The following is a 21,848-nucleotide window of genomic DNA, read 5'->3' on the forward strand; positions in this document are numbered from 1 at the left end:
CGGCGGTGAGCGGTCGACTTCGATATCCCGAAGCAGGGCGGCAGTTGGCGCCAGGCGCAGCCGCTGACCAGGACGTAGACGATGGCCGCGAACAGCGTCTCATCAGGCGTGTCCTGCGTTCCGCCGCCCTGCGGCCGCACCCTCGACGGCGGAATCAGCGACTTCGCGATCTCCCACAGCCCGTCCGGAACAATCCAACTCCACGCACCCCGCCCCATACCGAGGTCAACGACGCCTCACCACGTAGGACACGGTCTTAGCTGCTGAGAATCAGCGAGTTGAGCCGGGTGAACAGCCGATCGACTCGGGCGATAGTGCCGCGTCGATGCGCGGGGTTAGGGTCGCTGCTCGCGGAGGAGAACCACCGCGAGCTTGTAGTGGTGATGCCGATCCCGAATTTTCCTCAGAGCTACTCTTCGCCCCAGTTGGTTCACGGAGTGAACCAACTGGGGAACGTGGGGAGCGAGAGCGGGCGTGACGTGGCTGCTCTTCGACGGGTGTCAGGGCTGTGGGGGATGATCGGGCCATGCTTCAAGCGAGAGACGAGCACGGTCGTCAGGTGAGGAATCCGGGGCCCACGGCCTTGAGTCGGATGGTGGCGAACCTCGGCCGGGGCAACGCCTTCGTGATCGTCGAGCGAGTCGACGATGAGGCGGCCGGTGATTGGTATGTGCAGGTTTGGCTGAGGGACGACAACACCTATCAGCTGGAGTTCCGTGACGGGACGGCGGCAGAGCACTACCAGACCCGGACGATCTCTCAGGAAAAGGTGATCACCGCACTGGGCGGCTGGGCCAACGGGCGCCCGGATTGGAAGGACGCCTTCATGTGGAACAACATCGGCGCCTCGTTCGTAAACGCCAGCTGACCCTGCCGCCGCTTGGGGCCGACAAGGTCAGTGACGTGCGGTCGCTCAGCTGCGGCGCATGGGGATGACGTCGGGACTTGCTGCGGGGATGGTGGGCCGCGCGGCCTCGGGGGTGGCGAGAAGCGCGACGATGGTGACGGGTCTGTCGCAGTGCGGGCAGTTGCGGATAGCTGTGGGCGTCAGGGGTGTGGGTGCCGGCGACTGCCGCGTGACCACGTCGGTTTCCGCTGTGTTGATGGCTTCGTCGCGTTCACGGCGTCGTCGCCTGGCTGCTTCGGCTTTGCAGCGGGGGGGTGCAGTAGGTATGACGGGTTGCCTGGGGGTTGACCTGGAACTGGGTCCAGCAGATGGGGCAGGCCCGGAGTTCAACCAGCACGTCCGGTCACCCCTTTGCAGAGGTTGTCGGAGTGGGACTGGTGCGAGCGGAGGCGGTAGGACGGTCCGTCGATGCCGACTACGGCGGCTCGGTGAAGGAGCCGGTCGAGCATCGCGGCGGCGACGGTCGCGTCGCCGAAGGCGCCTGCCCAATCACTGAAGGTCTTGTTCGAGGTCAGGATGATGGAACCCCTTTGGGCGCGGATCCTTTGCAGGGATGTTCGGCTGCTCAACATCGAGGGAGACGGTGCCGGCTCCGTTTGGCATTCAACCAATCTCGGATGCTTGGGCGGGTGATGGACCAGGACAATGGTGTGATGCGGTCGCAAGAGCTCACTGGGGATGAATATGAGAGGTCTGTCGAAAGTCTGCGCGGTGCACGCCTTGTAGAAGTGACCTACTACCCGCTGAGCTGCGGTGACGATGACACCGAGGTCGCGGAGTGGGACTTCGGCGTGTGGCACCAGCCCACGATGGGCATTGGCCTGCTCGCCGAGGACGGCACGCACTATTCGGCGGTGTGGGGCCATAGTTTCGACCACTACGGCCTGGAAGTCTTCCGCGGGCCCATGTCCAGCCACCTGACCGTGATCGGACAGCCCGGAGGGACGCCGGCCGTGGTGGTCACTGACCACCCCCGTTGGTCGGGGCTCATCGGGGTTCCGCTGGCGGGCGCCGACATCCTCTGGTCCGAGGGCGACTCCGAAGTCCGACTGCCGGTTGCAGTCGAGCCTCGTGCACCTGCTGCCAGAGTGTGGCTTGTCGCGGGCCGGCCGGTGCAGTGGCCACCGGACGGGCGTTTCTGGCTCGGCAGCGACGACGTCATGACCGTTTTCACGCATGAGGCCGCTGTCGCCGTCGGTCTGTCTCCGGAAAATACAGAAGGCTGATGACGGCCAGCGATGCAACAGGGCGAAGGTGACCTCCTGTTACGGCACCAGCAATGCCCGATCTCGTGATCAGGACGTGAGGGAATGCTTCTGCCGGTTGAGGGCGGGGTAGAGGCGTTGGCGCTCGCGGCGGGCATGGTGTTGCCAGTGGTCCTCGAAGTCGCCGTTCGTGATCACCGTGCGGAGCCGGAGGACGGCTTCGGCCCCGGCGAGTACCCAGCGGGCGCCGGTGATGCCGGCAGGCGCCTTCGATCGCACCGGTGATGATGGGCCAGCCGTTGGCCAGGGCAGTCGAGGCGGCATGCTGCTGGAGCATCGACCGGTGGTCAAGGCGGCGCCACATAGACTCGGTGATGGAATGTCGACCTATGCACTAGATCACATGTGGAGATTTTTGTCCGATTTGCCGGTATCGGTGAAAGTCAATGAAAACACCCTGTAGGACCCTGAGGCGTCTGGACAGCCCCGTTCACCGGGCTGAGCCCACGCTGCTTCCGCAAGCTGGTGACCGCGGTGCGTCGCGAAGTCGCCAAGGAGCCGCGGCGTGGACGGCCGTGGGGTCTACCACTGGAGGATCGCCTCCTCTTGGTCACGGCCTACTGGCGCACAGACTTGACTTTGCGTCAGCTGGCTCCGCTGTTCGGTGTCTCCAAGTCGGCGGCCTGCCGGATCATCGATGATCTCGGCCCGAGGCTCGCACTTCGGTCCCGCAAGCGGTTGCGGAAGGACACCGTGCTCATCGTGGATGGCACCCTGGTGCCCACCCGGGACCGCTCGATCGCCGAGCAGTCGAAGAACTACCGCTATTCCACGGCTCATCAGGTGGTCATCGACGCCGACACCCGCTTGGTCGTCATCGTCGGCCGGCCTCTGCCCGGAAATCGGCACGGCTCCCGGGGCTGGGAGGAGTCTGGAGCCAAGGATGCTGCGGGCCGTGACGAGGACGTTCAAGGAGGCCGCCGACTGACGCTGATCGTCACGGGCTCGAACGCTTGTGACGTGGCCCGGGCGCCTCTCCTCGCTTGGCAAGGCTGTCGGCGACATGCAGGTGCGCGGCGGGCTGTCCGTCGTCTGGCTCAACGCGAAGGCCTGTGGTCGTCACCGCCTCTCCGGGAGGGGGTCGGCGAAGTGCCAGCCCTCGGCGAGCAGGTCCTCCACCGACGCCACGGCGGTGCGCAGTCGCTCCTCGGGTCTGCCGGTGACCAGGAGGAACCGGCGGCCGGTGCGCTCCAGTTCCTCCCTGAACCGGCCGGTCATCCATGGGCGCAGGTCCGGACTGTCGCGCAGTCCGTCGTCCTCGAAGGGCACGCCCTCGTGGTCGGTGAGCAGGTACAGGTGGCGCGAGGTGCTCTCGGCGATGGCCGCCACCTCGGGGCTGGGCGAGCCGAGGTAACGCTCGTGCCAGATCGCGGTGGCGAAGGAATCGGTGTCGCAGAAGAGCACCGGGGAGCCGCGCCGGGCCGCCCGCTGTTCGTCGTCGTCCTGGCGGCGGGCGATGACGGGGAACTCCTCGGAAGCGAACTCCACTTCGGCCCAGTCGGCCCCGGGCTCGGTGGCCCGCAGGGCGGCCAGCTTCTCCTCGCTGAACGTACGCCCGTACTCGGGGACCCAACCGGTGTCCGACCAGACGCCGCCGAGCGCACGGTAGTGGGCGGCCAGCGCCCGCGAGAGGGTGGTGGTGCCGGTGGACTCGGCGCCCAGGACCACCACACGGCGGGTGAGGGCGGCGCGCACGCCGGGGCCGAGGAACGTCCAGCAGCCCACCGGGTCCTTGCGTACGGCCGTGCCGGAGACGGGGTACGTGGTTCGGTCGAGGTCCACGCACACCTCGGCCGCGTCGAACCGGCGGGCCAGCTCGGTTCCGTACGACTCAGAGGTGAACAAGGCGTCCACCGGCTCCGGGACGGCCGTACGGAAGACGGCCATGTGGGCGTCCCACACCGCGGGGTCGTGCAGGTCGACCGCGTGGTCGTCGACGGCGCCGACGACCTCGGCCCGAGGGTGGGCCTCGCGCATCCACGCCACCCGGTCGGCGAGCGGCACCGACTCCACGGAGGCGGCGCAGACCAGAACGGTCAGCCGGTCGCACTGGGCGAGGGCCGTGCGGACGAGGTGGTGGTGGCCGGCGTGCGGCGGATAGAACTTGCCGAGGACCAGGCCGTGTCGGTACGGACGGGTGGCGGCGTTCACGCGGCCACCGCCGTCGCGGGGCGGGAGCCGACTGCCGCGAGCGTGCGCCGCCAGCCGAGGAGGCCGGCCACGCAGAGGGCGAGGAAGCCGACGTACAGCAGAGAGGTCAAGTACAGGCTCTTGTAGGCGTACAGCGGGATGTAGACCAGGTCGGCGGCGATCCACAGCCACCAGGACTCCAGCAGTTTGCGGCACTGGCCGTAGGTGGCCGCCAGGGAGAGCGCGGTGGTGAGCGCGTCCCAGAAGGGGACGGTGGAGTCGGTGGCCCGGTCCAGCAGCAGGGTGAGGGCGGCGGTACCCAGCACGCCGGCGGCGGCGAGCCAGGCCCATTCGGCATCCGTGGTGCGGCGCACCGGCAAGGAGCCGGCGGCTGCCTGTCCGCCGCCGTCGGCCCAGGTCCACCAACCGTAGGCGGCCAGCGCGATGAAGACGACCTGGAGGCCGGCGTCGGCGTACAGGCCGGCCTGGAGGAAGAGCACGATGAAGAGGATGTTGTTGGCTATGCCCACGGGCCAGTTGGCGATGTGCTGGCGGGCTACCAGCCAGACACAGACGGCTCCGGTGGCGAAGCCGAGCGCTTCGGTCCAGCTGAGGTTCCAGTTCACGGACGACTCCTTAATAGTCGCCCTGACTATAAATAGCCCGACGGGCGGAGGCAAGGGATTTGCATGCGCCCGCACGACCCCGTGACCGTCGTGCAGGTGCGGGCAGACCGGGCTGCCAGTGGCGTCCGGCCGCATGTCCCTATGGATGACATGAATCTTGACGGCCTGTCCGCTTCCTCCACGACCCTGCTCACCGTCTCCCGAGGCCCTTCGGGACCTGCCACGGGCGGGGGGCGGGCCGTGAGGCCTGCGCCCCGGCCCTGGCGATCCTCGACGGAGCCGGGGTGCCGACGGGCTCCGACGCCCTTTCCGGGACGACGGCACACCGTGGTTCACGGGACCCGACCGCGGCCGAAGCCCCGCCTAGACACCGCCCGCTCGGAGGAGGCGTCCGGCCGGGACGGGATGACGCTGTTGACGCAGAGTCAGCTTCAGCGAGACCTCCCGCACGAAGCCGACGCCCTCGAACCGCTCTCGATGAATCGGGAAGAGCCGCACGACGGCCTCGGCGCGGCGGTGGCGGTGACGGTGGCGGTGGCGGTGGCGGTGGGTGACGCGACCGGCGACGGACGCGCGGACGTCGCGGTCGGCGCCCCCGACGAGACGGTGGACAGCGTCCGCAACATCGTTCTCCTGAAGGGCATTTGGAGCGGCCTCGGCACGAGCGGCGCCCAGTCGTTCCACCAGGCCACGGCGGGCGTGCCGGGAGCCGCCGAGGCGGGAGACCACTTCGGTTCCTCGCTGCGGCCGCGTGACATCAACCGCAGCAGCAAGGCCGACCTCGCGATCGGCGCGTACGGCGAGGACGTCCTGCCCGGCGGATACGACCACGAGGCGGCCTGGTTGCTGCGCGGCGGGGCCAAGGGCCTGACGAGCACGGCCGCGACGGCCTTCAGCGCCAAGGCTTTCGGCTACCCGGTCATCGACGGGGGCAGGTTCGCGGACACCTTCGGCCGCTGAGGCCGCCGCCGTCCGGATGGCGGGCGAAGCGGGTTGAACCGGGGACCAGGGCTCCCAGCCGGGCGCCCACGACGCCCTCACCCAAGTACGCTCGCGGGCTCGGGGTTCGCTCCGCCGGAACCACATGGCCGCACAGAACGGCTTTGCCGTCGCTGTCAGTGGCTGTCTGTAGCATCCGTGGCCAGGTTGGTGACCCGGCCGCCCGTTGCGGGAAGGGGCGGAGGCGTGAACGGACTACGAGGAGCATGTGGCGATGGCGAACCGCAACGGGGCCGGCGGGCCGACGCTGGATTCCGATGACGAAGCCGCGCTGTTGCGGCCGTTGACGTTCGCCGAAGGCGCGGGTCTGCCCCTTGCCCTGTGGGCGGTCCTGGCCCGCGCTCTATCGGATCACCCGTGGACGGCTCAGGACGTGAGCGTGTTCCGGGACCAGGTGGGCGAACTCCTGGTCGAGACGCAGACACCGGGGGGTGTGGCCTATCGGCTGCGTTCCCGGAGAGACCGGCCAGGCGAGCGGCAGACGCAACAGGCCATCACGAGCGCCTTGCTGGCCGAGGTTTCCCGTGACGGGGGCAGCGGGCACCGCGACTGGTCGGCTGCCGCACCGTACGTCGTCGACCATCTCGCCACCCATGCCGCCGCAGGCGGTGTCCTGGATGATGTACTGGAGGACGCCGAATATCTGGTGCACGCTTCCCCGCGGGGGCTGCTCCGCGCGCTCAACGCGCCTGGCTCCACGCAGGGGCGGGTGCGGCGGAGCATCTACCGGACATCCTTCCACGTCCACGCCACCGCGACCCTGCCCGAAAGGCGGGACATCCTCGCCATCGACGCCGCGCGCCACGGTGAGACCGGCCTCTCCCGGGAGCTGTCGCGCGGTCGCCCGTTCCGACCGCGCTGGGCGACCGGCACGATGATCCATCCCGCGCTGCGCTTCACCCGGACAGGACTGGGCGTGGACGCCGCCGCGTGCACCGTCATCGACGGGCGTCCCCACGCGGTGACCGGCTGCTACGACTCGAACGTGCGCGTGTGGGACCTGGTGGACGGTACGGAACGCCTTGTCATCACCGAGGACGACGGGGTCTACGCACTGGACTGCGCAGAGATCGACGGGCGTCCCCATGTGGTCACCGGAACCTGCTCCGGCGGCGTGCGGGTGTGGGATCTGGAAACCGGGGCCGAGCGGTTCGCCCTCAAAGGCCACAAGGGCTGGATACGCGCGGTGGGCTGCACGGTGATCGACGGCTGGCCGCACGCGGTCACAGCGGGAGAGGACTGCCTGGTCCGGCTGTGGGACCTGGTCGACGGGTCCGAACGTGCGCGGATGGTCGGCCACACCGACGAGGTGCGAGCGGTGGCGTTCGCCGAGGTCGCCGGCCGCCCCGTGGCCGTGACCGGGGGCTGCGACAACACGACGAGGCTGTGGGACCTGGAGGACGGCGTCGAACGGGCCGTGCTCACTGGTCACCCGTCCACCGTCTACGCGCTGGCCTGCACGGTGATCGACGGCGTCCCTCACGTCATCATTGGGAGCGGAGGAGAGCGCGCGGTGCGGGTCTGGTGCCTGACCGACGGCTCGGAGCGCGCTGTGCTGGGCGGGCACACCTCGTGGATATCTGCCATGAGCTGCGTCGACCTCGGCGGACGCCCTCATCTCCTGACCGCGGGTGGTGACTGCACGGTTCGCGTGTGGGACCTGACCGAGGACACGGAGCGCGCCGTTCTGACCGGACACCAAGGCCGTGTGGAGGTGCTGGCCTGTACGGAGGTCGGCGGCCGCCCGTACGCTGTGAGCGGCGGCCATTCCGCGAGCCCGCGCGTATGGGACCTGGGTGACGCCGCCCTGCCCACGCCACGCGAGGGCCACACCGGGACCGTACAGGCCGTGGGCGTCGTGAAGATCGACAGACGTCCGCACGTCGTCACCGGAGGCGACACCACGATACGGGTCTGGGACCTGGCCGACGGGGCGGAACGACACACCCTCTCCCACGGTCATCGGGTGGAGGCGCTGGCGTGCACGACGGTCGACGGCAGCCCCTACGCCGCCGTCGGAGGCTGCTGCGGCGCCGCCCGGATCTGGGACCTCGCCGCGGGTACCGCAGTTCGGAACCTTCCCGGACCCGACCACCGGGTGGACGCCGTGGCGTGGGCGGACGTCAACGGCCGTCCCCACGCGGTCACCTCCGACCAGGACCGCACCGTACGTGTATGGGAGCTGGGCGAGGGCGTGGAGCACCCGCTCCTCACGGACCGCACCCGGTCGGCGGTGCGGGCCATGGAACCCGTCACCGTCGATGGCCGCCCCCACCTCCTCACGGGCAGCGAAGACGCCGCACTGCGGCTGTGGAGGCTCACGGGGAAAGGGCGACGCGTCACCGCCACCATCCACACAGGGCACCACTGGATACGGGCACTCGCCGCCACCGACCTGGACGGCCGTCCGCACGCGGTGACCGTAGGCGCGAACGACACCGCGGTACAGGTGTGGGATCTGACGGACGGCACCCTGCGGTCCACCCTTCCCGGACACCCGTCAGGAGTTGTCACGGTGGCCTGCGCCATGCGTGACGACCGCAGGGACGCCATCACCCTGGACGGCAGCGGTACGGTCCACGTCTGGAATCTCGCTCCAGCCCTGCTCCGGGAGAAGATCGCGCTGCCGGCGCGGGCCCAGTGCGTGACCGCCGCCGGCCCGGACCTCGTCATCGGCATGGGTGACGACGTGGTCGTACTTGACCGCGATCACTGAGGCACGTACACGGCTGGATCGGTCCACTGCACACCTCGACCGGCAGCGGGGGCACCGGCGCTTGTGTTTGGTGGTCGGCACGCAGCGGACGCGGAAGCCGTGCATCGCGGCCTCGGTGCCGGGCGCGATCAGCAGGTGGACCTTGCCGGAGTCGCCGATGAGGCAGAGCGGCTCTCCTTCCTGACCCAGTCGCAGTGGCGAGGGTGTCGACGGTGGCCGGGTCGAAAGTGGGGGTGTACTTGCCCACGACGACCAGGACGTCGTTCATACCCGTGGTGGCGAAGGGCCCAAGGAGGCGGTCGCTTCGCGCGCCGGTCGGTCACTTGTAGATCCCGCCGGGCTCGGCCTTGGCCGGAGCGAGCAGTTGGGAGACGGTCACGAAGGTGTACCCCTGCTCGCTGAGCGCCTTGAGGATGGAAGGCATGGCCGGCAGCGTGCCCTTGTGCAGCGGGTGGAGCAGGATGATCCCGTCGCGGCCGGCGCCCTCGAGCACACGCTCGGTGATCAGCGCGGTGTCGTCCGTCTCGTAGTCCTTCGCGGTCACCGTCCACAGCACCTGCGCCATCCCCAGTTCCTTCGAGACCTTGGAGACGCGGTCGTCGGTGCGGCCCTGGGGCGGGCGCATCAGGGTCGGCTCACTGCCGGTGATACTGGAGATGGCCCGTGCCGTGCGGCGCAGCTCCTCGCGGATCCGCGTATCAGAGACATCGGTCAGCACCGCGTGCGTCCAGGTGTGGTCCCCTATCTCGTGGCCGTCCTTGGCTATCCGCCGCACCACGTCCGGGAACTTGTGGATGCGCCGTCCCTCGAGGAAGAACGTCGAGGGCGCCTCGTACTCCTTCAGGAGGTCCATCAGTCGGTCGGTGGGTTCGCCCGGGTTGCCGTCGAAGGTGAGCGCGATGCACTTGGCCTTCCGGCAGTCCACCTGCCCCGACGGTAAGCCCGCTCCAGACTCGGCCCGGTCGCGTTCCTCGCGCGGCGAGAGCGTCTCCATCCTGTTCGCCTGGATGACCATGGCGACGGTCAGCGTCACGGCCGCCACCACGGCCAGGGTCAGAAGTGTGAGTAGGCGAGGCCGCCTCTTGGGGATCTTCATCCCAAGGAGAGGATCTCAACGCCGGAAGGGTTGCCCAACGTCCTCGATAGTGAGGCAGGACACGCGTGCGCAGCGCGTTTCAAGTGAGCTGCGGTTCCCGTGCGGGCCGGCCGCGTCCAGCGCCCGGCCGCCCGGCGCGCCAGTGGTTTTTTCGGCGAGGGCGCGACGCTCGGTGAAACCGTACGGGTGGCCGTCCTCGCCGGTGCGCGGAGGACGGGATGATGTCGAACGTGCGGGCGCCTTCCGGGCGCAGTTGGTCCGGTGCACGGTGACGGGGAACAGCCGGCCCGACAGGTCGACGTCGGCCAGGATCAGATGTTCGTGGACCCGCTCACCAGATTGGTCACGGGGACACGCAATCCGCACCGCGTCCATTACCCGGACGACGAGTGCGCACAGCCGGCATCCGCCCCAGTGCGCGGGTGGTTCGGCGGCGTGCGGCGCGGGTGGACAGCGGAATGATTCGGCCGCACGCATGCGTAGGCCTGCCGTTCTGAGGAAGTGCCCCGAGCCGGACTCCGTCGAAAGAGCGGGACGTGCGGGGCGTATCGTCGAGAGAGACGAAGACACGAGAGCGATCCACTTGTTTCACCAGGGACGTCGACACCCTGGCCGGAACGAGGGACGGGGGCACCATGCCAGACCTGCCGACGGCACCCGGACCCGGTGACGCGGCCCGAACACGGCCGCCCGAGCCCCTCCCGTTCGCACCAGGCTCCGTCCTGTGGGAGGTCGCAGGTGATGTACGGATGCTCTTCGCCCTGCCCTCCGCCCTGGTCCTCCAGGTCGCACACCCGGCCGTCGGCGCCGGCGTCGACGACCACTCCGTCTTCCGCACCGACCCCTGGGGCCGCGCGCAGCGCTCGCTGCAATCCCTCCAGCTCTGGGTCTACGGCGGCGAGCAAGCCCTGGAGGAAGGGCGCCGTCTACGACGCCTCCACAAGACGATCTCGGGCACCGACCATCACGGCCGCGCCTACCACGCCCTGACCCCGGCCTACTACGCCTGGGTCCACGCCACCGCCTACCCCATCTTCCTGCGCGCGGCTGAGTACCTCTCCCGCCCACTCGACAAGGACGAGCAGCACCGCCTCTACGACGAGCTCCTGCAACTCGGTGACATCCTCGGCATCCGCCGCCGCGACATGCCGCCCACACCGGAAACGTACTGGCAGTACTTCGATGCGATGGTCCACGACGAACTGGAGGCGACGATCGTCGTCCGTGAACTCCTCGACCCGCACCGCCCCGTCACACTCCCGGATCGATCGCCCGCCCCGCTCCGCCTCCTTTGGCCCCTCCTGCACCCGCCGCTGGCACGGCTGAACATCTTCGTCACGACCGGCCTGCTGCCGCCCGCGGCACGGGAGCGGCTCGGCCTGACGTGGAGCGCCCGGGACGAGCGCCGACTGCGCCGCTTCGGTGCCGTCGTGCGCAGAACCCTCCCGCTGCTCCCCGAACGGCTGCGGTACCTTCCCCTCTCCTACGCGGCGCGTCGCTCCGCCGGGTCCTCTTCTTCGAGGACACGCGCAGCGCGGTGACCAGAACCTCGGGGGCCCTGAACGATGCGGCGTCCCCGGCCGACCAGGCCGCCCCCGTCTGCGGACCCCGCGATGATCGTGCTGGTGCGCCGTAGAGGGTGCCGCATGAGTTCGAGTCCGGAAGCGCGGCAGATCGAAGCGCCGGCTACGAGAGCCTTTCGTGACGCGCGTGGGCAGGCTCGTGCGCATGAGCACTTCAGCGATGACAGTGGCAGCATCAGCGCCCTGCGGGACCGTGACCCGCTCGTAGGGTGCGATCGACTCTGACGAGGGTGGTGAAGCAGGGACTACTGCAGCCCCGCCACGCTGCGAGCGTCGAAGTCAGCGAAGAAGCGGTCCACGATCTCGCTGTTGGCGACACTCTCGGGAGCCTCGCCGACCACCCGACCAGCCAGCTCCGTGGCCAACGACACGATGTCTCCCCGCAGTTCCGTCTCCGCGAGAACGCGATCGGCCGCGAGCCGTGCCCGATCCTCCAGCATCATCGCCTCACGTTCCCGTAGGCCCGCAGCGCGAATATCGGCGACCAGTTGCGTGCCCTCCTCCAAAGCCGCCTGCCGCAGGCGCGCCGCTTCGTGCCGGGCCTCAGCCAGTGCCGCGCGGTACTCGGCCTGGACTTCACCGGCTTCAGCCGCCAACTGCTCAGCACGTTCCGTCCGGCCCTCGATGGCGTCCTTCCGTTCGCCGAGGACTTTATTGATGCGCGGTAAGAGAACCTTGGCCATGCAGACGAAGAACACAGCGAAACTCACCACGCCGACCAACGCCGGCGCGGGCTCAGGTATAAGAAGGTCCATGCCAAGACCATAAGCGAGCAACAACTGCGGCGGCCAGCACAATAGGCAAGAATCCGCTCCTACCTGGCGCAGCAACCATTGACAGGGAACAGGATCTGCCAGCAATCCATGACCTCTTCGAGGTCGGGTTCCAGCTCGGGACGCTCGAGCTCGGACTCCCCGTTGCCGCTGCGCCCTTCGCGCCGATGAAGTCGACGGCTTCCGCCTCATGACGGTCCTTCAGTTTTCCGCCAATGCCGACATCGGCACCTGACCTTGCGGGGACATCAGGATTTTCAGGCTCAAGCGGAAGGGGGCGCTTTCAGCCAAGCGGATCCTGGCAGGGCTCAGCTGGGCGCCGCTCCGTGACCAACAGGAGAGCCTCAGGCGCGTCCGGTTTTGCGTGGAAGTAAATATTGAAATTTGGACCATTTCGAGTGTCGTCGACCGGCTTAGCGGATCATTTCCAGTCACTCCACGGCGTTACCGGCGAGAAACGAAAATTCGAAATGTGTCAGTATTCGAGCCGACGGGGACGGCGCTGTCGGTACCGGATGTCCGGTACCGACAGGGCGGCATGCTGACCGACATGCCGCAGATACCCCGTTGCCCGTAGGGGGAGTCGGGTGCTTTTGATGTGTCCGAATACCGGCATCGACGGCGACCGCGAAAAATGACCTGCTCCACGGGTCGCCGTCACCGGAGAGACCGCTCGACTCGTCCGTCGCCGGACAGCCATCCGCCGACATCGCACACCCGTAGGCACGGCGGCGCGCACGCTGCCCCCGAACACACGACAGAAGATCATCATGATCCGCGTTCCCACCTGCATACTGAGCAGCTTTCAAACACCCCAGATCTCTCACGGCCACGACGCCGACCTGTTCGTGCAGATCGGTTCGTTGACCAAGCCGCTCACCGCCACCGTCCTGACCGCCTTGGCCGACGACGGAATCCTGAGCCTCGACGACCCCCTGGAGCGGTTCCTGCCGGCGCCCAACGGCACGGGAATCACCCTGCGCCGGCTTGCCCAGCACACCTCGGGCCTTCCTCGCCTGCCTCCCGGCATCAGCGGGCCCGATCCCTACGTGGCTTTCGACTCCGACGCGCTGGACTCGGTCGTACAGCACCTCGACACCCTGGTCACCACTCCCCCGGGAACGGCCGAGGAGTATTCCAACCTCGGATACGCGGTCCTGGGCGCCGCCCTGGTCGCGGCCACCCGCACCCCGTACGAGGAACTGCTGCACCGCCACGTCCTCGACCCCCTCGGGATCGCCGACGTCGCCGTCGATCCGCCCTCCGGCACACGACTGGGCCGCAGAAGGCTGTTCGGCCGCCCTCACCGGCCCTGGACGATGGACGGCGCGATCCTTCCGGCCGGCGGGCTGTGGGCCACTCCCCGGGCCGGCGCCCGTCTCCTCACCGGCCTGCTCGTCGAGCGCAGTCTGGGTGAACCGGCACCGGCCTGGCAGAAGGCGGGAAGCCTGCTGTGGCACAACGGCGCGACAGGCGACGCGTCCGTTTTCGCGGGAGCCTCACCGCAGGGCTGGATCCTTGTCCACCGTCTGTCCGGGCGAGGTGCCGTGACGGACAGAATGGCCCTGGACACACTCAGACGCTTCATCAGGCCTGGAGCCTCATAGCGGGGGCGGCAGGGAACATTCCCGGCCCTCGTCGATGCTCAGGAGCGTGGCCGCCTCGGCGTCTCGACCACGGCCGGTTGGGACAGCGGCACCACCAGCAGCACCACCGCCGCGAGGTGTGCTTCAGGGCGGGCCATGACGTTCTTCGCGTGCGCGTCGGCCTTGTCGGCGACGGGCCTTTCCATCCGGCTGGAGAGCGTCGGGCCGCACGGCGTCGGTGCCCTCGTGGTCCTGATGGTGGTGGCGCTGGGAGCCTGACACGGCAAAGCACGCAAACCGACCGCACGTCGCATGGCTAGCATCCAGCCATGGCACCTGACACGTCCCCCCACGGCCGTACACCGCAGAAAGTTCCCGGGACCGGGGCTGGATCCATCTTCGATGTCGTCGTCGACCGCAGGCACAGCAACTCCATGAAGTGGGCCTCCGCCCAGGAGTTCCTGACGGCCGACGAGATCGCGGCCGACCCGCTGCCGATGTGGGTCGCCGACACCGACTTCAAGGCACCCCAGGCCGTGCTCGACGCGCTCCACGAGGCCGTGGACCACGGCGTCTTCGGGTATCCCGGTGGGGCGACCGACAGCTACCTCGACGCCGTGACCGGCTGGCAGGCCAAACGGTTCGGCTGGGAGGTCCCGAGGCCATGGGTGATGCAGACCTCCGGAATCATCACCACGCTCAAGACGATCGTGCAGGCGTTCTCCGCGCCGGGCGACTCGGTCCTCATCCAGCCGCCGGTCTACGTCCATTTCCACGAGGACGTCCTGCTGAACGGCCGTCACCTCGCGTTCGCGCCGCTGCAACGGACCGACGACGGCTACGAGTTCGACGCCCGGACCTTCGAGGCGGCCATCCGTCCCGACACCAGGGTGTTCATCCTCAGCCACCCGCACAACCCCACCGGCAACGTGTGGACGGAGGACGAACTGCGGACCATGGGCGAGATCTGCGCCCGGAATGACGTCCTCGTCGTCTCCGACGAAGTGCACCAGGACCTCATCCTCAATCCAGCACGCAAGCACACCCCCTTCGCCTCCCTCGGTGAGGAGTTCGCACGCAACAGCATCACCTGCACCGCCCCCAGCAAGACGTTCAATCTTCCCGGACTGCAGAGCGCCAACGTCTTCGTGCCCGATCCCAGGCTGCGGGCGGAACTGGCACGCCAGTACGACCGCAACGTCTTCCCGCTGGTCAACCTGCTGGGCATGGTCGCGGCCGAGGCGTCCTACACGCACGGTGAGCCCTGGCTCGAGGACTTGCTCACCTACCTGCGCGGCAACCACGCGCACTTCGCGCAGTCGGTCAACTCCGCCACCTCCAGGGTGCGGGTCCTGCCGGCCGACTCCCTGTATCTGGCGTGGATGGACTGCCGCGGCCTGGGGATGGACGCCGGGGCGCTGGACAAGTTCATGCTCACCAGGGCGCGGCTGTGGCTGGACAAGGGACAGAAGTTCGGCATCGAGGGCCACGGCTACATGCGGGTGAACCTGGGCTGCCCCCGCTCCACTGTCGACGAGGCCGTGCGCCGCCTGCTCACGGCCGTCGAGACGCTGTGAGTACGGCACGGGCCCCGCACGCGCACGGCGCGCGGGGCGGCTGTGGCGCTTCGGATCAGGCGTCGAGGCGGCGCTTGGCGAGCCAGGTGACGATCTCTGGGTCGTGGTGGTCGAAGAACAGGGAGCTGCCGGTGTCGAGGGTGGCGATCTCGGCCATCTGCTCGTCGGTCAGATCGAAGTCGAAGACGTCGAAGTTCTCGGCCATGCGCTCGGCGCGTACGGACTTGGGGATGGTGATGATGTCGCGCTGGGTGAGCCAGCGCAGCACGACCTGGGCGACGGACTTGCCTTGCTCCTTGCCGATGTTGGCGAGGAGCGGGTTGGTGAACAGGTCGTTCCTGCCTTCGGCGAAGCCGCCCCAGGACTGGTGCTGCACGCCGTGCTCGCGCATGAGGGCGTGGTAGTCGGCGCGCTGGAAGAAGGGGTGGGTCTCGATCTGGTTGACCTGCGGGGTGATCTCGTTGTTGACGATCAGGTCGAGCAGGCGGTCGGGGTAGAAGTTGGCGACGCCGATCGCGCGGGTCAGGCCCTCGCGGTTGAGGGCCTCCATGGCGCGCCACTGGCCGTAGACGTCGCCGAAGGGCTGGTGCATCAGGTACAGGTCGAGGTGGTCCAGGCCCAGCTTGGTCAGGGAGGTCTCGAAGGCGCGGCGGGTGTTGTCCTGGGCGGGGGCGTCCTGGACCCACAGCTTGGTGGTGACGAACAGTTCCTCGCGCGGGATGCCGCTGGTCTTGATGGCGCGGCCGACGGCTTCCTCGTTGCCGTAGGCGGCAGCGGTGTCCAGCAGCCGGTAGCCGGCGGCGAGCGCGTCGGACACGGTGCGTTCGGTGTCCTCGGCGGGGATCTGGTAGACGCCGAAGCCGAGCAGCGGCATCTCGACGCCGTTGTCCAGGGTGACGGTCTTCATCATGGGGTGTCCTTCGCTGTTCGGGTGCCGGTCGTCATCAGGGGCGGATGAGGGCCTTGAGGACCTGGCGGTCGGCCACGGCCTGGTATGCATCCGGGGTCCGGTCGAGGGAGAAGGCCTGGTCGAAGACGCGGCCGGGGACGATGGTGCCGTCCAGCACGTCGGGCAGCAGCCCTTCGATGCAGGCGCGGGCGGGGCCGGCGCCGCCGGTGAGGGTGATGTTGCGCATGAAGACGGCCGGGCCGATCGGACCCTGTTCGTACCGGGGTACGCCGAGGTGGCTGATGGTGCCGCCGTCCAGGACCGCCATGACGGCTGCACGCATCACCGGTGTTGCTCCAAACGGGGGGTGCGGGGCCCGGGCGGGGGTGGGGGTCAGCGCTCCAGCATCCGGGCCTGGGCTTCGGTGTGGGTGGCGCCGGAGGCCGGCGGGAGGGCGGTCAGCGTCTCGATCTGCTGCGGGGTGAGGGTGACGGCGTCGGCGTCGGCGTTCTCCTCCACCCGGGGCACGCGCTTGGTGCCGGGGATCGGGGCGATGTCGTCGCCTTGGGCGAGAAGCCAGGCCAGGGCCACCTGCCCCGGTGTCGCGCCGACCTCGTCGGCCAGGACCTTGACCTGGTCGGCGAGGGCCAGGTTGCGCTGGAAGTTCTCGCCGGTGAAGCGCGGGTTGTCGCGGCGGAAGTCGCCCTCGTCGAACTGGTCGGTGGAGCGCACCGTGCCGGTCAGCATTCCGCGGCCGAGCGGGGAGAACGGCACCAGGCCGATGTTCAGCTCCCGCAGGACGGGAAGCACCCGCTCCTCGATCCCGCGCGTGAACAGCGAGTACTCCGACTGCACCGCGGTGACGGGCTGGACGGCGTGGGCGCGGCGGATCGTGTCCGGGCCCGCCTCGGAGAGACCGAAGGCACGCACCTTGCCCTCGGCGATCAGCTCGCCGACCGCCCCGGCGGTCTCCTCGATCGGCGTGTTCGGGTCGACGCGGTGCTGGTAGTACAGGTCGATGTGATCGGTGCCGATCCGCTTCAGGGAGCCTTCGACGGCCGTGCGGATGTTCGCCGCGGAGGAATCGAGGTTCCACGGGCCGTCGCCGTCGTGCGAGACCAGGCCGAACTTGGTGGCCAGCACCACCTTGTCCCGGCGGCCCTTCAGCGCTCGCCCGAGCAGCTCCTCGTTGGTGTAGGGGCCGTAGATCTCGGCGGTGTCGATCAGGGTGACGCCCAGCTCCAGCGCCCGATGCACGGTTCGGATCGACTCCGCGTCATCCGTGCCGGAGCCGGTGTAGCCGTGGGACATGCCCATGGCGCCCAGGCCGATCCGGGAAACCTCCAGATCACGCAGCTTGATGTACCGCATCTCGCCTCTTCCGTGTCGCAGCTGTCCAGCCCGTTCCACCCGCACCCGGCCGGGCAGGTCGCGCCTGCCCGGCCAAGGGCGGGGCCGGGATGTCTTACCCCTTCACCTTCGCCCGGATCACGCGCGTGTGGCAGGGCGGGCTCTTCGGGGGTAATGACAGGGCCCCCCTCGCCGCTGCACTACAGGTGTACGGCGGGTGAGACTGGGGTCATGGCATCGACGAGCGCACACAGCGAGGGCGCCGAGCTGGGCCGCTACCTGCGCGCCCGCCGCACCCAGACCAGCCCCGAACATGTCGGCCTCACTCCTGGCGCCGGCACCCGCCGCACCCCCGGGCTACGCCGCGAGGAGCTGGCCACCCTGGCCGGGATCAGCATCGACTACTACGTTCGCCTGGAGCGCGGTAAGGAGACTCGTCCCAGCCCCGCCGTCCTCGACTCCCTCGCCCGCGCCCTGCATATGGACGACCAAGAGCACCAACACCTGCGCGAGCTGGCCGCGCGTGCCGCCCGCTACGTCTCCGAGCCGCCGCCGGCTCCCAGTCGGATCGTGCGGCCTCATCTCAAGCTGCTGCTGGAGTCCCTGCGCCCGAACCCGGCGTACGTCATCAGCCGCAGCATGGACATGCTCGCGTGGAACCCCGGTGGCCTCGCCCTGTACGCAGGTCTGGAGGACTGGTCAGCCAAGCACCGCAACCTCGCTCGCTACCTCTTCCTCCACCCCGCCGCTCGCGACCTCTTCACCGACTGGGACCGGCAGATCGCCGCATGCGTCGCCCGCCTGCGGGCCGTCGCCGGCACCGCACCGGACGCCCCCGACCTCACGAACCTCGTCGGTGAACTCCTGCTCAAAAGCCCCGACTTCGCGGGTCTATGGGAGCGCTACGAGGTGACCGGACGCAAGCCCGCCCATAAGACCTTCCAGCACCCGCAGGTTGGCGCGCTCACTCTGACCTCGCAGTCCCTGCACGTCGAAGGCACCCCAGGCCAGCGCATCGGCGTCTACACGGCAGAACCCGGCACCCCCGATCACGACGCCCTGCTGCTGCTCGACCTGACCGTCTCCGCGTCGCAGCCCCGCCATGAAACGCCGCGCGCCGCAAGCTGAGCCCGCATCGCGCGAATGAGTGATGAGCCCGTGCGCGCAGGCCAGACCCCGCACTCAGTGGGGCGCGACGGGCCCCGGGATCGCGGAACCAGCTCGGCGTACATGGCGGCTCCGGCGACGGACGTGGTGACCGGCGCGGCGGGGGCGATGCGGGGCATGGGCACGCCGCGTGCGGCGAGCGTGTGCCGGCCGTGGGTGCAGACGTATCCCGGGCGCGAGGTGTGTCCGCGGTGCCGGCACGAGGCACACCTCAACACGGACGGGCTGTGCAAGCCGTACCCGTCTGCGATCCGGGCCGAGGGTGACGCCGCCGACACACGCCGCACACCCGGTACCAATGCACCACCAGCCGTCCAAGACACACCGGGCGGCTCCGAGCCAGCCCCTCCCCGCGGTTCGTCACCCCCCGCCCGATCCCCAGCCCGGCGGGAGCGAGCCCGGACCGGCACCGATTACAGTCATCGTCGGCCCGGCCGTGGGATGTGTCCGTCAGGCCCCCGACCGGGTGCCGCCTCGCCGGACGGCGGGGCAAGACAGCGGGTCTGCCTGGTGAGGTGTGGGCCTCTGACGACACCGACAGCAAGGAGCGTTTCCTCCGATGACCGCACAGCCCGCCCGCCCCGAGCGCAGCGGTTCCGCGACAGCCTCGGTCATGGACGTCTCGCCGTTCAAGTCTCCTCTCGTCAAAGCGGTGTTCAGGGACGTGACCCCGATGCACGTCTCCCGGTCGGCCGCGGTGGCCGCCTCCGCGGTGACCCGGACCTTGCTGACGGAGATCATCGACGGCGCAAGGAGAGCGGCCGCGGCGGAGGCCCGCAAGAAGCTGACTCCCAGGGACCTTGTCTCGGCGATCGACCGGAACGTCGAGGTCGATGTGGCGGACAAGTGGTACGCCCACAGCCCGACGTTTCGAGGCCTGACCACCGTCCTGTACGAGGGCGTTGTCGTGCGTCCTCCCAAGCGCAGCAGGTCGCGCAAACCGAATGCCGTGGTCGGCGCCCACAGGTTCGAGGCCGGGGTCAGGAAGCTGTTGCGGAGCCAGGGGGCGACGGCCGTACCGGCGATGGTCCGCGAACTGGACGGAATAGCGAGCGTGTTCCTCACGAACCTCGCCGGGGACGCGGCCCTGTCCACCCGCAGGGGGGACAGGCGGACCATCGGCAGTTACGACATCCTGACCGCCACCGAGATCCAGTTCTTCGGCGGCAACATCAGGCAGCGAGCCCTCACCGCGGCGCGAGAGGCGAGCGAGAACATCTCGGCCGACTGAGCGGGGTCGACCGACAGCGCCGCCTGCGCCCTCACCCTCTGCCGCAGACGCGCCGAACGAGATGGCCTCCGCTGCCCTCATCGGGTTCCTCCGGTGGAGCGTTGGGGGATCCCTGCGGTGTGCCGGTGATGTGCGGTGCGCGGATGGTGGGGGTCCGGCCTCTGAGCGGCGGGCCCCGCGCGAAGGGACCGGGCTGGACCCTGGAACGCGCCAGAACGCTGATCAGCCGCCGGTTCGAGGCCAGTTGCCCGACCGCGGAGGTACGGCGGCTGCCGCACCGTCACGGCGAGTCGTGGCAGAGCCGCGCTCGGCGTCGTATGCGGCGTGCAGGCCTGCAGCACGTGCCGGTGGGTCCCCTGTCAGTGGTCCCCCGGGTGAGCAGCGCGAAGCCCAGGGCGAAGCCGACCATGGTCCAGACACCGCGTGGCCAGAAGATGTGGCTGTCGACGAAGGACCAGCCGGCGGCGAGGAGCACGACTGTTCCGGGCAGGATCCGGACTCCGTGTCTCGGGAACAGTGCGACCGCCGTGGCGGCGACGGCGCCGATGAGGGCATAGGCGCCGACCTGTCCGAGGGCCTCGCCTGTGTCGTACAGCGGGCGCTTGACCGGCGCCAGACTCGCCGTCGCGCCGACGTTCTCGACGGCGGTCCCCGCCGCTATTCCGGCGACCGCGTCGAGACCGGTGTAGAAGGCCGCGTAGGCGAACGCGCTCGCCCAGGCGACCACCGTGGCGAAGCCCGCGAGGCCGAGGCGTGGCCGATGCCACAGAGGCATCAGGAGACCGACCGTGAGCAGGGGGAAGACCGGTAGGAGCGCGATATGCAAGTGGGTCCAGTCGGAGGCCGTCGATCGGGACAGTCCGTGCGGGTGGGCGAGGCCCGCCACGGCCAGTACCAGTGGCGCCGCGGTGACGAGGGCGATCTTTCGTAGGGTCAACACGCCTGCGAGCGTAGGCGTGTTGGTGCCGTGGACGCGGCTGCGTAAGGGTTCCGTAAGACATCTGCCGGGGCGCGCCGCGCCGCATCCCTCCGTACCGGAAAACGATCTTTCGAGAGTCTGACGCGACCGCCGTTCCGTGTCGCCGCACCACTCCTGCCGTTGGGGGTCGACGGCGGCTACAGCGTGTGAGGGGTTCCGGAACGACGTCCGGGAAAAACCTGGTGCGGTACGGCGTGACGCTGGAGGTCGAGACCCTCCGGGACACCGAGGACCACACAGTCTCGATCAACGGGAACCAGACCTGGTCGTGCAGGTCCGATACGCGTGAAGGGCCCGGAACCGTACGGTTCCGGGCCCTTCATCCGCAGTAGCGGGGACAGGATTTGAACCTGCGACCTCTGGGTTATGAGCCCAGCGAGCTACCGAGCTGCTCCACCCCGCGTCGGTAGACACCACCGTACGCCATGTCGGCACACTCCGATGACCATGTGGATGCCGGACTGCGGCCTCCTCGCGGCGAAGCCGGTGGTGGAGAAGTACTCGTACCAGCCCCTGCTGGGAGCCGGGGTCGGGCAGGACATCGGCGGTCCCGGTGTCGTCCGGGCCCTGGTGGTCGTCCGTCGCCCCAGGACTCGCGATGTCGACCCGGTGGCCCCCGTTCTTCGGCCGGGTTCCGTCACTCGCCGGAGCGGGCGCGCCGCACCGGACCGGTTGGGGGCTTTGGCCGGGTGCCGCGCTCGCGTCGCTCACGGCACGGCTCCGATCGGGACGGACACGACCGCGGCTTCGGTGGCGTCGGCGGGTACGTCCGCCTCGGTGTGACGCAGGTCGAGCACGATGAGGACGGCCGCGGCAACGCCCTGCGCGTCGGCGGCCATCTGCTCGAACGGCTGGGCTGAGCGCTGACGGGCCGGTCCGGGGGGAGGCGGATCCCCCCGGCACCCCCCCGCCCCGCCCGGGGCAAACGGAGGACCCCGCCACACCCCCGGCCCGGGGGTCGGGGATCGTCACCC

At 69.2% G+C, this 21,848-nt stretch carries 20 protein-coding genes, 1 tRNA gene and 5 pseudogenes; 10 read left to right on the plus strand and 16 right to left on the minus strand.

Features of this window, described 5'->3' with window-relative positions:
- Window positions 1–218: transposase (locus ACFYW7_RS36485; RefSeq protein WP_389510524.1), on the minus strand; the 218-nt coding region annotated here is incomplete at its 3' end.
- Between the two features lie 308 nt (window positions 219–526).
- On the opposite strand from ACFYW7_RS36485, the gene ACFYW7_RS36490 reads away from it, so the two are divergent.
- Window positions 527–868, plus strand: a complete 342-nt coding sequence (locus tag ACFYW7_RS36490) for a hypothetical protein (RefSeq protein WP_389510526.1) — start codon at window positions 527–529, stop codon at window positions 866–868.
- A gap of 45 nt (window positions 869–913) precedes the next feature.
- Here ACFYW7_RS36490 and ACFYW7_RS36495 read toward each other — a convergent pair whose 3' ends face one another.
- Window positions 914–1,084, minus strand: coding sequence for a hypothetical protein (locus ACFYW7_RS36495; protein ID WP_389510528.1), 171 nt, complete (start codon window positions 1,082–1,084; stop codon window positions 914–916).
- A gap of 149 nt (window positions 1,085–1,233) precedes the next feature.
- Window positions 1,234–1,446: pseudogene (locus tag ACFYW7_RS36500) on the minus strand (ATP-binding protein); the annotation flags it as partial.
- Between the two features lie 90 nt (window positions 1,447–1,536).
- Between ACFYW7_RS36500 and ACFYW7_RS36505 the strand changes: the two are divergent.
- Entirely contained in the window at window positions 1,537–2,133 is a 597-nt protein-coding gene (locus ACFYW7_RS36505) for a hypothetical protein (protein ID WP_389510530.1), read from the plus strand.
- Window positions 2,134–2,202: 69 nt separating this feature from the next.
- Here the strand turns inward: ACFYW7_RS36505 and ACFYW7_RS36510 are convergent.
- Window positions 2,203–2,446: pseudogene (locus ACFYW7_RS36510) on the minus strand (ISKra4 family transposase); the annotation flags it as partial.
- Between the two features lie 164 nt (window positions 2,447–2,610).
- Here ACFYW7_RS36510 and ACFYW7_RS36515 point away from each other — a divergent pair.
- A pseudogene (locus ACFYW7_RS36515) lies at window positions 2,611–3,090 on the plus strand (transposase family protein); the annotation flags it as partial.
- Between the two features lie 141 nt (window positions 3,091–3,231).
- Here ACFYW7_RS36515 and ACFYW7_RS36520 read toward each other — a convergent pair.
- Window positions 3,232–4,323, minus strand: a complete 1,092-nt coding sequence (locus ACFYW7_RS36520) for an AAA family ATPase (RefSeq protein WP_389510532.1) — start codon at window positions 4,321–4,323, stop codon at window positions 3,232–3,234.
- The gene (pnuC, locus tag ACFYW7_RS36525; RefSeq protein WP_389510534.1) at window positions 4,320–4,928 is read right to left on the minus strand and encodes a nicotinamide riboside transporter PnuC; all 609 of its coding nucleotides are present in this window, start codon (window positions 4,926–4,928) and stop codon (window positions 4,320–4,322) included. The genes ACFYW7_RS36520 and pnuC overlap by 4 nt, the downstream gene beginning before the upstream one ends.
- A 414-nt stretch (window positions 4,929–5,342) precedes the next feature.
- Here pnuC and ACFYW7_RS36530 point away from each other — a divergent pair, with 414 nt between their 5' ends.
- Entirely contained in the window at window positions 5,343–5,888 is a 546-nt protein-coding gene (locus ACFYW7_RS36530) for a hypothetical protein (RefSeq protein WP_389510536.1), read from the plus strand.
- 253 nt (window positions 5,889–6,141) lie between these two features.
- The gene (locus ACFYW7_RS36535) at window positions 6,142–8,643 is read left to right on the plus strand and encodes a WD40 repeat domain-containing protein (protein WP_389510538.1); all 2,502 of its coding nucleotides are present in this window, start codon (window positions 6,142–6,144) and stop codon (window positions 8,641–8,643) included.
- A gap of 66 nt (window positions 8,644–8,709) precedes the next feature.
- Here the strand turns inward: ACFYW7_RS36535 and ACFYW7_RS36540 are convergent.
- Window positions 8,710–8,875 (minus strand): annotated as a pseudogene (locus tag ACFYW7_RS36540) (ATP-binding protein); the annotation flags it as partial.
- Window positions 8,876–8,962: 87 nt separating this feature from the next.
- Complete coding sequence (locus ACFYW7_RS36545) at window positions 8,963–9,739, minus strand: polysaccharide deacetylase family protein (protein ID WP_389510540.1); 777 nt, start codon at window positions 9,737–9,739, stop codon at window positions 8,963–8,965.
- 635 nt (window positions 9,740–10,374) lie between these two features.
- On the opposite strand from ACFYW7_RS36545, the gene ACFYW7_RS36550 reads away from it, so the two are divergent.
- Entirely contained in the window at window positions 10,375–11,280 is a 906-nt protein-coding gene (locus ACFYW7_RS36550; RefSeq protein ID WP_389510542.1) for an oxygenase MpaB family protein, read from the plus strand.
- A 287-nt stretch (window positions 11,281–11,567) separates the two neighbouring features.
- Here ACFYW7_RS36550 and atpF read toward each other — a convergent pair whose 3' ends face one another.
- Window positions 11,568–12,077: a F0F1 ATP synthase subunit B gene (gene atpF, locus ACFYW7_RS36555; protein ID WP_389510544.1), complete on the minus strand. Its 510-nt coding sequence runs from the start codon at window positions 12,075–12,077 to the stop codon at window positions 11,568–11,570.
- 788 nt (window positions 12,078–12,865) lie between these two features.
- Here atpF and ACFYW7_RS36560 point away from each other — a divergent pair.
- The gene (locus tag ACFYW7_RS36560; protein ID WP_389510546.1) at window positions 12,866–13,702 is read left to right on the plus strand and encodes a serine hydrolase domain-containing protein; all 837 of its coding nucleotides are present in this window, start codon (window positions 12,866–12,868) and stop codon (window positions 13,700–13,702) included.
- Between the two features lie 38 nt (window positions 13,703–13,740).
- On the opposite strand, the gene ACFYW7_RS36565 is transcribed toward ACFYW7_RS36560, so the two are convergent.
- Entirely contained in the window at window positions 13,741–13,887 is a 147-nt protein-coding gene (locus ACFYW7_RS36565; protein WP_389510548.1) for a hypothetical protein, read from the minus strand.
- Between the two features lie 123 nt (window positions 13,888–14,010).
- Between ACFYW7_RS36565 and ACFYW7_RS36570 the strand changes: the two genes are divergently transcribed.
- Window positions 14,011–15,258: a MalY/PatB family protein gene (locus ACFYW7_RS36570; protein WP_389510550.1), complete on the plus strand. Its 1,248-nt coding sequence runs from the start codon at window positions 14,011–14,013 to the stop codon at window positions 15,256–15,258.
- A gap of 55 nt (window positions 15,259–15,313) precedes the next feature.
- Here ACFYW7_RS36570 and ACFYW7_RS36575 read toward each other — a convergent pair whose 3' ends face one another.
- From ACFYW7_RS36575 to ACFYW7_RS36585, 3 genes and pseudogenes are all read right to left on the minus strand, one after another.
- On the minus strand, window positions 15,314–16,165 hold the full coding sequence (locus tag ACFYW7_RS36575; RefSeq protein ID WP_389510667.1) for an aldo/keto reductase: 852 nt from the start codon (window positions 16,163–16,165) through the stop codon (window positions 15,314–15,316).
- 37 nt (window positions 16,166–16,202) lie between these two features.
- Window positions 16,203–16,481: pseudogene (locus ACFYW7_RS36580) on the minus strand (IMP dehydrogenase); the annotation flags it as partial.
- Window positions 16,482–16,540: 59 nt separating this feature from the next.
- Window positions 16,541–17,518 (minus strand): aldo/keto reductase, encoded by a 978-nt coding sequence (locus tag ACFYW7_RS36585; protein ID WP_389510552.1) that lies wholly within the window; start codon window positions 17,516–17,518, stop codon window positions 16,541–16,543.
- Window positions 17,519–17,728: 210 nt separating this feature from the next.
- Here ACFYW7_RS36585 and ACFYW7_RS36590 point away from each other — a divergent pair, with 210 nt between their 5' ends.
- Window positions 17,729–18,625 carry a helix-turn-helix transcriptional regulator gene (locus ACFYW7_RS36590; protein WP_389510556.1) on the plus strand — a complete coding sequence of 299 codons (897 nt, stop codon included), beginning with the start codon at window positions 17,729–17,731 and terminating at the stop codon, window positions 18,623–18,625.
- Window positions 18,626–19,223: 598 nt separating this feature from the next.
- Window positions 19,224–19,895, plus strand: a complete 672-nt coding sequence (locus tag ACFYW7_RS36595; RefSeq protein WP_389510559.1) for a hypothetical protein — start codon at window positions 19,224–19,226, stop codon at window positions 19,893–19,895.
- A gap of 280 nt (window positions 19,896–20,175) precedes the next feature.
- Here ACFYW7_RS36595 and ACFYW7_RS36600 read toward each other — a convergent pair whose 3' ends face one another.
- The 3 genes from ACFYW7_RS36600 to ACFYW7_RS36610 all read right to left on the minus strand — a co-directional run bounded on the left by ACFYW7_RS36600 (window position 20,176) and on the right by ACFYW7_RS36610 (window position 21,713).
- Window positions 20,176–20,835: a hypothetical protein gene (locus ACFYW7_RS36600; protein ID WP_389510561.1), complete on the minus strand. Its 660-nt coding sequence runs from the start codon at window positions 20,833–20,835 to the stop codon at window positions 20,176–20,178.
- A 368-nt stretch (window positions 20,836–21,203) separates the two neighbouring features.
- A tRNA-Met gene (locus ACFYW7_RS36605) sits at window positions 21,204–21,277 on the minus strand.
- Between the two features lie 304 nt (window positions 21,278–21,581).
- Window positions 21,582–21,713, minus strand: coding sequence for a hypothetical protein (locus ACFYW7_RS36610; protein ID WP_389510563.1), 132 nt, complete (start codon window positions 21,711–21,713; stop codon window positions 21,582–21,584).
- Window positions 21,714–21,848: the final 135 nt, after the last annotated feature.

Origin of the sequence: Streptomyces sp. NPDC002580 (assembly GCF_042889485.1) — a bacterium.
Classification (GTDB): domain Bacteria; phylum Actinomycetota; class Actinomycetes; order Streptomycetales; family Streptomycetaceae; genus Streptomyces.